At 71.8% G+C, this 14,602-nt stretch carries 14 protein-coding genes; 8 read left to right on the forward strand and 6 right to left on the reverse strand.

All coding sequences use genetic code 11. The annotated features are described in order from the left end of the window. Positions 1–11 precede the first annotated feature (11 nt). Together ACFW47_RS04335 and ACFW47_RS04340 are read right to left on the reverse strand one after the other, a co-directional pair. The gene (locus ACFW47_RS04335) at positions 12–767 is read right to left on the reverse strand and encodes a GntR family transcriptional regulator (protein WP_386304707.1); all 756 of its coding nucleotides are present in this window, start codon (positions 765–767) and stop codon (positions 12–14) included. A gap of 50 nt (positions 768–817) precedes the next feature. Beyond that, positions 818–1,690, reverse strand: coding sequence for a hypothetical protein (locus ACFW47_RS04340; RefSeq protein WP_386286042.1), 873 nt, complete (start codon positions 1,688–1,690; stop codon positions 818–820). Between the two features lie 224 nt (positions 1,691–1,914). Here ACFW47_RS04340 and ACFW47_RS04345 point away from each other — a divergent pair, with 224 nt between their 5' ends. Continuing rightward, positions 1,915–3,495, forward strand: a complete 1,581-nt coding sequence (locus ACFW47_RS04345) for a PQQ-dependent sugar dehydrogenase (protein WP_386304709.1) — start codon at positions 1,915–1,917, stop codon at positions 3,493–3,495. Positions 3,496–3,559: 64 nt separating this feature from the next. Here ACFW47_RS04345 and ACFW47_RS04350 read toward each other — a convergent pair whose 3' ends face one another. Then, positions 3,560–5,059: an ROK family protein gene (locus tag ACFW47_RS04350; protein ID WP_386304712.1), complete on the reverse strand. Its 1,500-nt coding sequence runs from the start codon at positions 5,057–5,059 to the stop codon at positions 3,560–3,562. Positions 5,060–5,115: 56 nt separating this feature from the next. Between ACFW47_RS04350 and ACFW47_RS04355 the strand changes: the two genes are divergently transcribed. The 3 genes from ACFW47_RS04355 (at position 5,116) to ACFW47_RS04365 (ending at position 7,680) form a co-directional block, all read left to right on the forward strand. After that, positions 5,116–6,195 carry a Gfo/Idh/MocA family oxidoreductase gene (locus ACFW47_RS04355; RefSeq protein ID WP_386304713.1) on the forward strand — a complete coding sequence of 360 codons (1,080 nt, stop codon included), beginning with the start codon at positions 5,116–5,118 and terminating at the stop codon, positions 6,193–6,195. Further along, positions 6,192–6,674: a heme-degrading domain-containing protein gene (locus tag ACFW47_RS04360; protein ID WP_386304716.1), complete on the forward strand. Its 483-nt coding sequence runs from the start codon at positions 6,192–6,194 to the stop codon at positions 6,672–6,674. The genes ACFW47_RS04355 and ACFW47_RS04360 overlap by 4 nt, the downstream gene beginning before the upstream one ends. Before the next feature lie 112 nt (positions 6,675–6,786). Next, entirely contained in the window at positions 6,787–7,680 is an 894-nt protein-coding gene (locus ACFW47_RS04365) for an LLM class F420-dependent oxidoreductase (protein ID WP_386304718.1), read from the forward strand. Positions 7,681–7,729: 49 nt separating this feature from the next. On the opposite strand, the gene ACFW47_RS04370 is transcribed toward ACFW47_RS04365, so the two are convergent. From ACFW47_RS04370 to ACFW47_RS04380, 3 genes are all read right to left on the reverse strand, one after another. Next, on the reverse strand, positions 7,730–8,587 hold the full coding sequence (locus ACFW47_RS04370; protein WP_386286047.1) for a fumarylacetoacetate hydrolase family protein: 858 nt from the start codon (positions 8,585–8,587) through the stop codon (positions 7,730–7,732). A gap of 172 nt (positions 8,588–8,759) precedes the next feature. Continuing rightward, entirely contained in the window at positions 8,760–9,476 is a 717-nt protein-coding gene (locus ACFW47_RS04375) for a YidC/Oxa1 family membrane protein insertase (protein WP_386304720.1), read from the reverse strand. A gap of 105 nt (positions 9,477–9,581) precedes the next feature. Then, entirely contained in the window at positions 9,582–9,902 is a 321-nt protein-coding gene (locus ACFW47_RS04380; RefSeq protein WP_386304722.1) for a DUF6412 domain-containing protein, read from the reverse strand. Between the two features lie 160 nt (positions 9,903–10,062). Between ACFW47_RS04380 and ACFW47_RS04385 the strand changes: the two genes are divergently transcribed. The 4 genes from ACFW47_RS04385 (at position 10,063) to ACFW47_RS04400 (ending at position 14,592) form a co-directional block, all read left to right on the forward strand. Continuing rightward, positions 10,063–11,094: an SEC-C domain-containing protein gene (locus ACFW47_RS04385; RefSeq protein WP_386286050.1), complete on the forward strand. Its 1,032-nt coding sequence runs from the start codon at positions 10,063–10,065 to the stop codon at positions 11,092–11,094. Positions 11,095–11,191: 97 nt separating this feature from the next. Beyond that, the gene (locus ACFW47_RS04390; RefSeq protein WP_386304725.1) at positions 11,192–11,647 is read left to right on the forward strand and encodes an SRPBCC domain-containing protein; all 456 of its coding nucleotides are present in this window, start codon (positions 11,192–11,194) and stop codon (positions 11,645–11,647) included. Between the two features lie 311 nt (positions 11,648–11,958). Continuing rightward, a complete protein-coding gene (locus ACFW47_RS04395) occupies positions 11,959–12,384 on the forward strand; it encodes a very short patch repair endonuclease (protein WP_386304833.1) in 426 nt (141 codons plus the stop codon). A gap of 198 nt (positions 12,385–12,582) precedes the next feature. Further along, entirely contained in the window at positions 12,583–14,592 is a 2,010-nt protein-coding gene (locus ACFW47_RS04400; RefSeq protein WP_386304727.1) for a DUF262 domain-containing protein, read from the forward strand. Positions 14,593–14,602: the final 10 nt, after the last annotated feature.

The following is a 14,602-nucleotide window of genomic DNA, read 5'->3' on the forward strand; positions in this document are numbered from 1 at the left end:
AGCGGCGCTTTTCAGCCGCGCAGATGGGTCGTGAAAGAGAAGCGGTCGCCCCGGTACAGCGTCCGTACGCGTTCCAGCGGGCGGCCCTCCGTGTCACGGGAGACACGGTGGATGAGCAGCATCGGGAGGGCCGGAGGGGTGCCGATGAGCAGGGCCTCGCGCGGGGTGGCGAGCACCGTCTCGATGCGCTCGTCGGCGTCGCCGAAGGCGATGCCCTGCCCGGAGAGGAAGGCGTAGAAGGACGAGTCCGGGTCGAAGGCGGTGTCCAGGTCGGGGACGCGGGCCACGGAGACGTAGGTGCTCTCCAGGCCGACCCGTTCGTCGTCGGCGAGCAGCACCCGCTCCAGGTGCCAGACCGGCTCCCCGCGCGTGAGGCCGGTCTCGCCGGCGAGCGCGTCGGGGCAGGGGAAGCGGTCGAGGGTGACGAGCGCGCGGCCGGGGGTACGGCCCTGGCGCCGGACGCCCTCGGTGTAGCTGGCCAGGGACAGCGGCTGCTCCAGCTTGGGGCCCGCGACCACGGTGCCGCGTCCCTGCCGGCGCAGCTTGCCCTCCAGGACGAGTTCGCGCAGGGCCTGCCGCACGGTCTCGCGGGCGACCTCGTACCGCTCGGAGAGGTCCCGCTCGGTGGGGATGGCGCTGCCCTCCCCCAGCTCACCGACCAGTCGGTCGATCCGCGCCTTGACGGCGTAGTACTTCGGCACGCGTCCGTGCTCCGGGATCCCGGAGCGGACGGGGGCGCCCGGGGCCTGGTCGTTCGGGTAGTCCACGGAGGGATGTTCGCAGACAAGGGTGTCGGGAGGTGGCCGGGGAGTGCCGGTCAGCGGCGTCGGCGGGCCAGCAGTACCGCCGCGCCGCCGGCGGCGACGAGCAGGACGGTGGCGCCCAGGGCCGCGTCGACGCGGCCGATACCCGTACCGGCGAGTTCGTCGGCGAAGGGCAGGCCGGTGCCCTGGTCGTCGGGGGTGGCGGCGACGGAGGGGGTGGCGGGGTCGGAGGGGGTGGCGGGGTCGGCGCTCGGGCCGGTCGACGGCTCGCCGTCCGGGTCCCTGGGCGAGGGGCCGGCCGGTTCGCCGTCGCGGATGCGGAAGCGGTAGTCGTTCGACTGGCCGATCCACTCGCCGTCGCCGCCACGACGCTGGACCACGGCGGCGTTGGCGGTGACCTCGTCGGCTTCGGCGTCCGAGGTGAGCGCGAGCCGCACCTTGACGGTGAGGGTCTCGTCGGGACCGACGGTGAAGCCGGGGAAGCCGGAGGGGCTCCCACTCCCACTCCCGCCCTCGATCCCGCCCTCCTTCTCGCTCTCGCCGAAGGCGCCGATCAGCTCGTCCCGGTCGGTCGGCTCGAAGGCGACGGGGTGCGGCCGGCCCCCGTCGTAGAACTCCAGGCGGGGCTGCGACGGCTTCAGTGTCCGCTCCTCGTCGACCAGGACGACGACCGGGTGGATGCCTTCGCAGGTGCGGGAGGTCGTGTTGGTGAGGTCCAGGTACCAGGTGCCGTAGCCGCCGCCCGCCTCGTAGGCGGCGGGGCCGCCGTGGATTCGGGTGGTGAGGGGGAAGGTGTGGTCGTCCGGGGCCGTGCAGGCGGGCAGCGGGGCCTGCGGGTCCGCGTGCGCGGGAGTGGCGGGCGCGGAGGCGACGAGGAGGGCGGCTGTCGCCACCAGGCAGGGGGACACGGGCGTGAACAGTCGCATAAGCACATGAGCGTGCCGGTGGATCGCGGTCGCGGACACCGCCATTCGGGCCAGGACGCCCGGACGGCGGACGGACATCCCTCGACCGGCGGCAGCGTCCCGTGAGTCGCCCGGCACCGTTTGCGCCAGACGGCGCGAAAGTGGCGCGATCGCGTGTTGCCGCCCTGCGTCGTGAGCCCCCAGCCTGAGGGGCGGGAGCGCTCCCATACCCCGAGAGGACCTCCATGCAGTCTTGTCATATACATGATCGTCATGTTCGCCATCCCGGGCGGCCGGGGCGCCGTCTGGCGCTACTCCTGAGCACCCTCCTCCTGGCCGTCCCGGCCCTTCTGCTGACGACCCTCGCCCCTGCGCCCGCCGCGTCCGCGTCCACGTCCGCGTCCACGTCCACGTCCACGGTCCCCCTCCCCTCCCTCAGCGCCACCACCACCCAGGTCGCCTCCGGCCTGAGACGGCCCACCGCCCTCGTCGCTCCCGACGACGGCACGGACCGGCTCTTCATCACCGAGAAGCCCGGCAGGGTCCGCGTCTACCACCCGGACACCGGTCTCGCCTCCGCCCCGCTGCTCGACATCACCTCGGCCGTGGACGAGTCGGGCAACGAGCGCGGCCTGCTCGGCATCGCCCTCCCGCCCGACTTCGCCGACAGCCGCGACCTGTACCTGGCGTACACCGCGCTGCCCGACGGCGCGGTCACCCTCGCCCGCTACCGGCTCGACGAGTCCCGCCTGGAGCCCCTGCTCGCCCAGCCGCACGCCGAGTACAGCAACCACAACGGCGGTCAGCTCTCCTTCGGCCCCGACGGCCACCTGTACTGGAGCATCGGCGACGGCGGCGGCTCCGGGGACCCGTTCCGCTCCGGCCAGCGGCTGGACACCCTGCTGGGCAAGATCATGCGCATCGACGTGAGCCGCGCCTGCGCTCCGCTCGCGTACTGCGTCCCCGACGACAACCCCTTCGTCGACACCCCCGGTGCCCGCCCGGAGATCTGGCTGTACGGCCTGCGCAACCCCTGGCGCTTCTCCTTCGACCGCGCCGACGGCTCGATGTGGATCGGCGACGTCGGCCAGGGCCGCTGGGAGGAGATCGACCACCTTGCCCCCGGGCAGGGCGGGCTGAACCTGGGCTGGTCCTGCTACGAGGGCCTGGAGAGGTTCGAGGGCGGCGACTGCGCGCCCGGCGGGCGGTACACCGAGCCGGTCTTCACCTACTCCCCGTACACCGGCGGCTGTTCGGTCATCGGGGGGCACGTCTACCGGGGCCGGGAGTACGCCGACCTGGTGGGCGGCGTGTACATCGCCACCGACTACTGCTCGTCCACCGTCTGGGCGCTGCGTCCCGACGGCCGGGGCGGCTACGAGCAGGCCGAGATCGGGGAGATGCCCACACAGGTGACGTCGGTCGGCACCACGGTCGACGGGGAGTTCTACGTGGTCAACGACCTGCCGGGCGGCCTGCACCGTGTGTCGTTCGCACGGGAGGAGCCGACCTGCCGGGTGGACCGGACGGTGACCGCCTGGGGCACCGGCACGACGGTCGACCTCACCGTCACCAACACGGGCGGCACCCCGGTCGGCGGCTGGACGCTCGCGTTCCCGCTGGCCCTCGGGCAGACGGTCGTCTCCGACTGGAACACGGAGCTGACCCAGGGCGGCAACACGGTCTCGGCGGCCAACGCCCCGCACAACACCACGATCGCGCCGGGCGCGAGCGTCACGCTGGGCTACCTGGCGGAGCACACCGGCGACGCGTCGCCGCCACCGCGGTTCACGCTCAACGGGGACGCGTGCGCGGTGGGCCGCTGAGCATCGGTCCGGGCCGGCGCCGCCTCCCGGGGTTCACAGGCACGGGGGCGCCGGCCGCGGCCCGTCAGGCGTCGCCCCGCCCGAAGAGCGGCGCGAGCAGCAACTGGGCGGCGCCCTCCGCCACCCCGCGCGTCCCGCCGGGCGCGACCCGCACCGGTACGGCGCCGTCCTCACCGCCCTCGCGCCGGGCGCGGGCGTCCAGGACGGCGCCGACCCCGTGGACGAAGGCCCCGGGTGCGGCGGCGACGGTACGGCCGCCGAGCAGGACCAGGTCGATGTCCAGCAACCCGGCGAGGTTCGCGGCGCCCGCGCCCAGCACCCTGGCCGCCTCCGCGAGGTCACCGCGGGCGACGGCGGCCAGGCACAGGGCCTCTATGCAGCCTCGGGCGCCGCAGGTGCAGTCAGGGCCGTCCAGCTGGATCACCTGGTGCCCGAACTCGCCCGCGCCGGTCCGGGCGCCCCGGTGCACGCCCCCGCCGATCACGAGACCGGCGCCGAGTCCCGTACCGAGGTGCAGGTAGGCGAACGAGCCGCCCTCGCCGCCGACGGCGAGGCGGAGCGCCGCAGCGTTGGTGTCCTTGTCGACGACGACCGGCAGCCCGAGCCGCCGCGCCAGCGCGTCCCGCAGCGGGAACCCGTCCCACTCCGGGAAACCGGTGACGCGGTGCAGCACGCCCCGGACGTGGTCGAGCGGGCCGGGGAGCGCGACACCGAGACCGAGCAGACCGGGGACGCCGGCGAGCACGCCGTCGGGCGGTGGCGGGGTGCCGGGCTTCGATCGCGGCAGGCCGCCCGGGGGCGGCGGGGCACCGCCCGACGGCAGCGGGAGGCCTCCCGACGGCAGCGGAGCACCACCCGTCGATCGCGGGGTACCACCCGACGCCCGCTCGGCACCTTCCGGCAGCCCCACCGTCCCGTCCGACCACCGCGACGCACCCCACGCCGGCCCCGGCGAATCCTCCGTCGTGCCCGGCGAACTCGACGGCGACCCCATCGCCCCCTCCGCCACCCCAAGCGACCCAGACGGCGCCCCCATCGCCCCCTCCGACGACGGCACCGCGCCCTCCGGCAGCCGCAGCGCGCCCGCGACCAGCTCCCGCGCCGCCCGAGCCACCCCCTCCACCACGGCCCGTGCCCCCGCCCCCAGATCCAGCGCGGAACGCCGCTCCCCCACCACGGCACCGTCGAGATCGACCAGCACCGCCCGCAGCTCGTCCCGGTCCAGGTGCACGCCGATCGCATGGCCCGCCTCCGGGACCAGGCGCAGTACCGTGCGCGGCTTGCCTCCCGTGGACGCGCGGCGTCCCGCCTCGGCGGCGAGGCCGTCCTCCCGGAGGCGGGCGGTGATCTTGCTGACCGCCTGCGGGGTGAGCCCGGTCCGCTCGGCGAGCTCGAGCCGGCTGATCCCCCCGGCACCGGCGGTGCGCAGCAGGTCGAGCACCAGCGCGGTGTTGTGGCTGCGCAGGGCGAGCAGATTGGCCCCGCCCCCGGCGCCCAGCACCCCGCCCCCGGCCGCCCCGGGGACCGCGCCCGTACCCGTTCCTCCTCCGCTGATCCTCTTCACGCCCCCATTGTCCCCGGCGCTTGCACTTTGGCAACACCGTTGCGAAAGTGGGTGCCATGACTGGTACTCCTACCGACAGCCCCCTGCGCGTCGGCCTCGTCGGCTACGGACTCGCGGGCTCCGTCTTCCACGCCCCGCTGATCGCCGCCACCGAGGGCCTGGTGCTGGACACGGTGGTCACCTCGAACGCCGACCGGCAGCAGCAGGCCCGCGCCGAGTTCCCGGACGTACGGACCGTCGCCACCCCCGACGAGCTGTTCGACCGGGCCGCCGAGCTGGACCTCGTCGTCATCGCGTCGCCGAACAAGACGCACGTGCCTCTCGCGACGCGGGCTCTGGAGGCCGGCCTGCCGGTCGTGGTGGACAAGCCGGTCGCGGGCACGGCGGCCGAGGCGCGGGAGCTCGCGGCGCTGGCCGAGGAGCGCGGCCTGCTGCTCTCCGTCTTCCAGAACCGCCGCTGGGACAACGACTTCCTCACCCTGCGCAAGCTGCTCACCGAGGGCGCGCTGGGCGACGTATGGCGCTTCGAGTCCCGTTTCGAGCGCTGGCGGCCGAAGCCCAAGGGCGGCTGGCGCGAGTCCGGCGACCCGGCGGAGATCGGAGGTCTCCTGTACGACCTCGGCAGCCACGTCGTCGACCAGGCCCTCGTGCTGTTCGGCCCGGCCACGCAGGTGTACGCCGAGTCGGTCGTCCGGCGCGCGGGCGCCGAGGCGGACGACGACACGTTCATCGCGATCACGCACGTGAACGGCGTCCGCTCCCACCTCTACGTCTCGTCCACGGCCGCCCAGCTCGGCCCGCGCTTCCGCGTCCTCGGCTCGAAGGCCGGGTACGTCAAGCACGGCCTGGACCCTCAGGAGGCGGCGCTGCGCGAGGGCAAGCGGCCCGGCCCCGGCTGGGGCGAGGAGGACGAGTCGCTGTGGGGCCGCGTGGGCGCCGGGGAGTCCCCGGCGACCGGCGGCGGAAGCGTGGAGGCGACCGTGCCGGGCGACTACCCCGCGTACTACGCGGCGGTGGCGAAGGCCCTGCGCGAGGGCGGCCCCAACCCGGTCGGCGTCCGCGAGGCCGCCGCCGCCCTGGACGTACTGGAGGCGGCCCGCAGGTCCGCCCGCGACGGTCTGGTGGTGACCCTGTGAGCCCCTCCCCCGACACCGCCGTCCCGACCGTGGACGAACTGGAGGCGCAGGAACGCCGCCTGGTCTTCCGCCGGTTCACCCACGACGACGCGTGGGCGCTGGGCTCCCTCCTGGTCGAGCTGGCCCGGGAGCGCGAGGCGCCGGTCGCCATCGACATCCACCGGGCGGGCCAGCAGCTCTTCCACGCGGCCCTGCCCGGCTCGACCCCCGACAACGACGCCTGGATCGCCCGCAAGCGCCGCGTCGTGGAGCGGTACGGTTCCGCTTCGTACCTGGTCGGCTCCCGTTTCCGGGCCAAGGGCACGACGTTCGAGGAGTCCTCGCGCCTCGCCCCCGACACGTACGCGGCGCACGGCGGCTCCTTCCCGGTCACGGTGGCCGGCGTCGGAGTGGTCGGCGCGGTGACGGTGTCCGGGCTGCCGCAGGTGGAGGACCACCGGCTGGTGGTGGAAGCGCTGGAACGCTTCCTGGGCGAGTAGGGCGTCTCCCCCGGGACCTCTCCCCGCGTAGTCGGGGAATCAGCGGTGGGTACCCGTGGTTGGCAGGCAGGTACGCAGGTGATCACGGTGCCCACCGGAGGGATGTCAACCGATGAACGACGCGACGCACGACGCGACGGCCTCACCGAAGGGCCTCAAGGAATCGGTCGGACGGTACGGCGTCTGGAGCGCGGCCCTGCGCGCCGAGGACCCGGACCGTCGTGACGAACGGGCCGCGGCCGTCGCCGAGCTGGAGCGGCTCGGGTTCGGCGCCGTGTGGCTGGGCGGCAACACCTCCGCCCAGGACGCGGCCCCGCTGATCGAGGCGACCGCGCGCATCGTCGTCGGCACCAGCATCCAGAGCATCTGGGAGCACCAGGCCTCGGAGACCGCGGCCCGCTTCGCCGAGCTGGAGGTGGCCCACCCCGGCCGCTTCCTGCTCGGCCTCGGCGTGAGCCACGGCCCCCGCGTGGAGGGCTACAGCCGCCCGTACTCGACGATGGTCGGCCACCTCGACGACCTCGACAGGGCGGGCGTGCGGCCCGGCCACCGCGTGCTGGCGGCGCTCGGCCCGAAGATGCTGGAGCTGTCCCGGGACCGGGCTGCGGGCGCGATCCCGTACCTGGTCACGCCCGAGCACACGGCGCGGGCCCGCGAGCGGCTGGGCGAGGGCCCGCTGCTGGCCCCGGAGTTCAAGGTGGTCCTCGACTCCGACCCGTCCCGCGCCCGCGCGACCGCCCGCGCCTACCTCGGCCGCTACCTGGAGCTCCCGAACTACACCAGGAACTTCCTCAACCTCGGCTTCACCGACGCCGACGTCACCGGCGGCGGCAGCGACCGCCTCATCGACGCCGTCTTCGCCTGGGGCGACGAGTCCACGATCCGCGCCCGCATCGACGCGTTCCACGAGGCGGGCGCGGACCACGTCGCCCTCCAGTTGGTGGAGGACGACATGACCACTCTCCCGAGGGAGGGCTGGCGCAGGCTGGCTTCTCTACTGGCGTGAGGAGACGCGCCGACGGCGCACCGCAAGCCGCCCAAGCACCCCACGCCCCTCAGGCGCTCTTCAACTCCTGCCGCTGACGCCCCAGCCCTTCGATCTCCAACTCCACGACGTCCCCGGCACGCAAATAGGGCTTCGGCTCGGGCTGCCCCATCGCCACCCCCGCCGGCGTCCCGGTGTTGATGACGTCACCGGGACGCAGCACCATGAACTGGCTGACGTACCGCACGACCTCCCCCACCGGGAAGATCTGGTCCGCCGTCGTCCCGTCCTGCTTCAGCTCCCCGTTCACCCACAGCCGCAGTGGCAGCCGCTGCGGGTCGGGTACCTCGTCGGCGGTCACCAGCCACGGGCCCAGCGGGTTGAACGTCTCGCAGTTCTTCCCCTTGTCCCAGGTCCCGCCCCGCTCGATCTGGAACTCCCGCTCGGACACGTCGTGCGAGACGGTGTACCCGGCGACGCACGCGAGCCCTTCCTCGGCCGACTCCAGGTAGCGGGCCGTACGCCCGATCACGACCGCCAGCTCCACCTCCCAGTCGGTCTTGACGGAGCCGCGCGGCACGAGCACGGTGTCGTCCGGCCCGACCACGGTGTCCGGCGCCTTGAAGAAGACGACGGGCTCGGCGGGCGGCTCGGCCCCGGTCTCCCGGGCGTGGTCGTGGTAGTTGAGCCCGATGCACACGATTTTCCCGATGCGCCCCACAGGCGGACCGACGCGCAGTCCCGTGGCGTCCAGGACGGGCAGCTCACCGGCCGCCGCGGCGGACCGCACGCGCTCCAGCGCGGCATCGTCGGCGAGCAGCGCCCCGTCGACGTCCGTCACCACGCCCGACAGGTCTCGCAGGGTTCCGTCGGCGCCGAGCAGCGCGGGCCGCTCGGACCCCGACGTACCGACTCGCAACAGCTTCATATCCCCAACTCCTCGTTCGCGGGCCGGCCCGCCCGATGAGTGCGACCTGGGTGCGGCAGTAACGCGACAACCATCGGAGGACTGTTCGATCCTCCAAGGTCCCGTTCCACTCCGCAATACCCCGTTCACGTACTGGACCGTAGCCACGCCCCCCGGGCGGACCGCCGCCCGCTCAGCGGTAGAGCACGGCCCGCTCGACGGCGCTCCACGTCGTACTGGTGACCACGTACAGCGCGGCGGCCAGCGGTACGACGGCCACGGTGACGAGCGTGAAGAAGGACATGAACGGCATGACCTTGGTGACCGCGCCGAGCCCCGGCACGGGCGCGCCGTCACCGGCCGCCGGCAGCACCGGCCGGTCGGCCATCGTCCGCCTGGTGAGCCGGTAACTGAAGGCGGCGACCCCCGCGACCACGGCGAACAGCACCACGTACACGACTCCGGCACCGCCGAACACCCCGCCGTCGCCGAGGACGTCCGTCCACCGCCCGCCGAGCGGAGCGGCGAGGAGCCGGTGCGAGAGCAGTTCGTTGGCCTGCCCGCCGATCGTGGAGCTGGAGAAGAGGTGGTAGAGCAGGAAGAAGGCCGGGATCTGGCACAGACTCGGCAGGCACCCCGACAGCGGCGACACCTTCTCCTCGGCATGCAGTTCGAGCACGGCCCGCTGGAGCTTCTCGGGGTTCTTGGCGTGCTTGCGGCGCAGCTCGGCGACCTTCGGCTGGAGCGCGGTTTGCGCCTTCTGCCCGCGCGCGGCGGCCCGGGACAGCGGGTGGACGAGGAGCCGTACGAGGGCGGTGAACAGGACGATGGCGGCGGCCGCGGCGGACGCGCCGAACAGCGGCTGGAGCAGGTCGGCGAGGCGCTCGACCAGGCTGGCGAAAACGGACATGGGTGGGTGAGCCCTCCGGGGGTCTCGTCGTGCCGGGGTGGGGTGGAGACGGCGGCATGACGACACGACCCGCGCGGGGATGTGCCCTGGATGAGGGGAAGTGCCCTACGCGGCGGTCGCCGGGAGGGCGTGTCCGGGTGCTCGGGGCCGACGGCGGCCGGGGGCGTCGGGATCGCGTTGAGGCAGGAAGGCCGTACGCAGGTCCCGGTCCCTGATGGCCGTGCGTACCCGGGTGCGCGGCACGACGGGCGCGCAGCGCGCGGCGATGACGGCGCAGACGGCGAGCGCGGAACCGACCGCGGCCGTCGCGGCGAGCGCGACGGTGGCGGAGAGGCTGCCGACGTCGACGAAGGCGACGGGGACAACCACGAGGAGCAGCACGAGCACCGCACGGGACACCCGAACCACGGCCCGTCCCCGGCTCATCGGCGCCCCTCCCCTCCACCCGCTCGCGTACACACGTTTGCCCCAGTTATACAGGAGCCGTACGCAGGCCGGTATCGCCCCCGGAGCCCGACCGCACATCCCCGGCCCGTGCCCCCGGGGCCCCTCACCATCGCCACCCCACGGCAGTACGGTGTCCTCCATGCGCCCCGACACGCCCGCCGAAAACGTCGACCACGCCGCCGAGGCGGCACGCCTGGAACGGACCGCCGGCCTCTATCCCGAGGACGCCGAGGCCCTGCTCCTGCGCGCCGCGGCCCACCTGGAGCTGTCCGGCGACCGCCCCGCCGCGAGCAAGCTCTACGACCGCCTGCTCGCCTCCGGCCCCGCCCCCTTGGAGAACCCGTCCCTGGTCCGCGCCCTGAAGGCGTCGAACCTGTGGGAGTACGGCCACGAGGCGGAGGCCAGGGCCATCATCGACGGCGTCCGCACGGCGTCGCCGCGCGATCCGGCCCCCTGGGTGATCGCGGCGGAGGCCCTGGAGGCGCACGACGAGCTGGAGGCGGCGCACGAGACGTTCACGGAGGGCGCCCGCCTCCTCCTGACGGACGTCCCGGAACCCCCGTACTCCACCCACCCCCTCCTCTACGGCCGCCACCGCGTCCGCAGGATGCTCGGCCTGGCCCACGACGAGTGGGACACCCTGGCCGACACCCTCCACACCATGCCGGTCTCCCTGGACGAGCTGCACGACCCGAAGCGCGTCTGGTCCCTGGGCTCGGACAACCCGGCCGACCTGGAGGCGGAGATCTCCCGCCTCCGTGCCGAACTGGGCGCCTACCGCGAGGCGCTCTCCCGCCCCTTCCCGGTGGCCATGCTCCACTGGCCGGCCGACGAGCTGACGGAACTCCTGGACGCGTACCCGTCCCTCTCCGCCGAGTACCCCTCCTACGACGACCACCTGGCGGCGACGGAGGCGGCCCTGCGCGAACTGGCCTCCTCCGGCACCCCCAACCTGGGCGTGGTCCGCGGCACGGTCCCCTCCTACGAGGCCTTCGCCGCCTCGGAGGGCACCTCCCCGGCCGACGCGGCCCTCCTCCCCCAGTACGCGACGACGCTGGCGGCCCGGGGCCGCGCGGTGGCGTGGCCGCCGCAGCGGGGCGCGGCCTGCTGGTGCGGCTCGGACCGCCCGTACGCGGGGTGCCACGGAGAGGACACACCGACGGACCGATGAGAACCGGCGCCGCCGGACGTCTATAGGTGCGAAGGCGATACGCACGACGCGGGGCACGACCGCCCCCCGCCCCGACTGCCTCGAGGAGACGGACACCATGAGCACCGACCAGACCTCCGCCCCGGCCGACGGCTTCTCCTACACCCTGACCCGCACCCTGGACGCCTCTCCGGCCCGGGTCTGGCAGGCCTGGACCACCCCCGACCAGTACGCCCAGTGGGCCCACGCCGTCCCCGGCTCCGTCGAACTCGACGTCCGCCCCGGCGGCGCCTGGAAGGCCACGATGCAGACCCCCGACGGCGCCGAGTTCCCCCTGACCGGCTCATACGTGGAGGTCGCCCACCACAGCCGCCTGGTCGTCGGCATGGACATCCCCGGCCGCCCCGATCCCACCCTGATGACCGTGGAACTCAGGGAGCAGGGCCCCCGCAACACGGTGATCGTCCTGAGCCAGACCTGCGAGACGGAGGAGGAGCGGGACATGGCGGAGCAGGGGAGCGGGATGCTGCTGGACGGGCTGGAAGGGTTTCTGGCGGACGGGGCACGGGGCTGAGTACCGTTCCCGACCCGCGCCTGCCGACGGGACATCGACCTCGCGGGGCGTGAACACTTTCCGGGGAAGTGTTCACGGCCCGCTCATTTGATACGGGCCGGAGCCAGCGTAGGCACACGATGTGCCTACCGCCCCTCATCGAATTGAGGGCAACGCGGGAGCCGGCGCGCACCTCTCGCTGGGACTGCTTCGCTCCTTGCCCCCGCTGACACTCGTCCCTCTCCGGGACTACCCTCTCTAGGGTGTCAGAGAACGCCGTGTGGGAACCACCGGACGGCTCGTGGGCTTCATCTGCGGCCCGCCGTCGCAATATGCAGGCGATTCGCAGCCGGGACACGAAGCCCGAGAAGCTTGTCCGGCGACTAGTTCATGCCCAGGGGCTGCGGTTTCGCGTGGCCACCCGGCCCCTGCCTGACCTCCGCCGGACCGCGGATATGGTCTTCCGCCCAACCAAGGTCGCCGTCTTCATTGACGGCTGTTACTGGCACGGATGCCCCGAGCACTACGTTCCGCCGAGAACCAATGCGGGCTACTGGTCAGAGAAGGTCCTGCGCAACATGGACCGCGACCGCGACACTGACCAGCGACTCAGGGAGGCGGGATGGCTGGTGCTGCGCTTTTGGGAGCACGAGTCGGCTGAGGAGTGCTCCCTAGCCGTATGCAAGGCGGTCTCCGACCGAAAGGCACACGTGGAGAAGGCCTCGAGCTCCAGCTCTCAGGCTGCGCAGCGTCCCTGACTCAACGCCTCGCGACGTCTTCTCACTCAGGGGAAGATGCAGGCCAAAACCAAGACCTTTCCCAGCTCCCTTACCCTGTCTGCTATGAGTTCGGCATCATGAGCGGCTTCTGTGGGGGGGACGCTGTCTGGCCAGGCTCGCGTCAAGGCACAGCTGGTGGGCGGTCGGGCCGCACCGCGCGGAAGGTTTGGGGGCGAAGTGGCGGTTGAGCGCACGAACCGCGATGTCCGGACACTCATCACACAGGTCTCGGGGGGCGAGATCATGCTCCCTGAGATCCAGCGTGGGTACGTGTGGAAGGCGTCGCAGGTGGCCAGGCTCATCGAGTCGCTCTATCGCGGGTATCCGGCCGGCTCCCTACTCTTCTGGAAGACCGGACAGCCTGCCGAAACCCGAGGGGCAGCGATTGGCGTCCGGCAGTCGCTGCCAAGCGTTATGCCGCTGTACCTGCTCGACGGTCAACAGAGGCTTACTTCTCTCTTCCGCGTTCTCACCAACCACCCGGACGCTCAGGTCGTCTTCAACATCGAGACTGAAGCCTTCCAGAACCAGAGTGCCGCTACCCGGCGGAACAAGAAGTGGATCAAGGTCTATGACGTTGTCGGACCTGACTCCGACGTCTTCGCGATCCATGGCGTTCTCAAGGAGGCCGGGCTCGCAATCCCGGACTCTGAGATCGGACGACGCCTGAGTGCGCTTCAGGACATCACCCAGCGCGACTTCCACATGGAAGTGCTTCACGGCTTCGAGTACGAAGAAGTCGCCGACATCTTTGTACGTGTGAACAGTGGCGGACGCGCCCTCAGGACCACGGACCTCGCGCTTGCGACGCTGTCAGCGCGCGCACCTGGCTTTCTAGGGCAACTGGAAGCAGAGTCGGCTCACTGGGCCGCCCGTGGCTATGGTGGCCTCGACGTCAACTTCCTCATCAAGGCTTTGACCTTGAGCCTGTCGACTACCGGCAAGCGCCTGGCCTCCGTGGCCAAACTCACCGCCGCCAGTAAAGAGACAGTCGAAACAGGCTGGGCTCAGGTTCGGCACGGGCTTGAGCGTGTCGTGCCCCTGCTTGAACAGAGGCTCCTGGTCCCGACCACAGCTCTGATCCCATCGCTCGCCGCACTCCATCCGCTGATTCAGTACTACGGACGGCAGACGGAAGGTGCAGAGGTCCCCGAAGAGGTGGAGAACGGACTCCTCTACTGGTTCCTGGCAGCTACCGCCCGCAACCGGTACGGCGGTGCTGCGGACACCACGCTGACTCAGGACATCCGGGTACTCGACTCCGAAGACCCGGTGGCAGCACTCCTCTCAAACCTGGGCATCCGTGCTGGCGGTATCTCTGTCACAGCCAGTGATCTGGCCGGGCGTAACCACCAAAGCCCGTATCTGATGTTCTGTTACCTCGCAGCGGCTCACGCCGATGCCACTGACTGGTGGGACGGCAGCCCTATCTCAGGAAGTGTCGGCAAGTCCGGTAAGCCGCAGTACAGCCTGGTGCATCCAGCCGCGAAGCTACGCAGCTGTGACAGCAAGTACACGTCCACTGAGATCAACGAGCTGGCGAACATCGTCTTCGTCTCAGAGCAGACGGCGAAGAACATCATCGGCAACCAGGCTCCAGTCGCATACATGCAGCACGTCGGCGCCAGCGACCGCACCGCGCACGCGCTGCCCAGTGATCCCTCCACGTTTGAACCCGAAGGCTACAAAAGCTTCCTGGCTGCTCGAAGGGCTCTACTGGCTGGTCTGATCACGGGCCTCCTCAATCGCTTCCGCCCTGGATTTCTGACCACAGGCACCGCGGCACATGAGTCTCGGGCCGTGCACTCCCTGACGTTCGTCGGCTTCGCCGGAGCCGGCCGAAGGGTTCTGACCGCGCAAGCGGAGGCCCACGGTCAGCAGTGGACAGGATGGCTCGATCCAGCAGACTTCGAGGCGGCCCTTGATGCCGCCTCGACTGGACTTGCCAGCGACGTGCCCGTTGGTGACGAAGCAGCACCGCTGCGCATTGACGATGAAGGGGTGGTGACGTTCACCCTAGGACCTTTCACCATCCGGGGCACGCTGGATCAGTGGAGGACGACGGTCAAAGACGCGTTCGAGGACGCACAACCCGTGGCAGAGTGCCCGGAACCCAATGACACCCCCTGGTCGAAGGAACCTGAAGAATTTCTTCTTTCGAATGCCAGGACACAGAAGCCGGTCTAGCTAGCCGTAT

This window comes from Streptomyces sp. NPDC058796, from assembly GCF_042745235.1.
GTDB lineage: Bacteria > Actinomycetota > Actinomycetes > Streptomycetales > Streptomycetaceae > Streptomyces.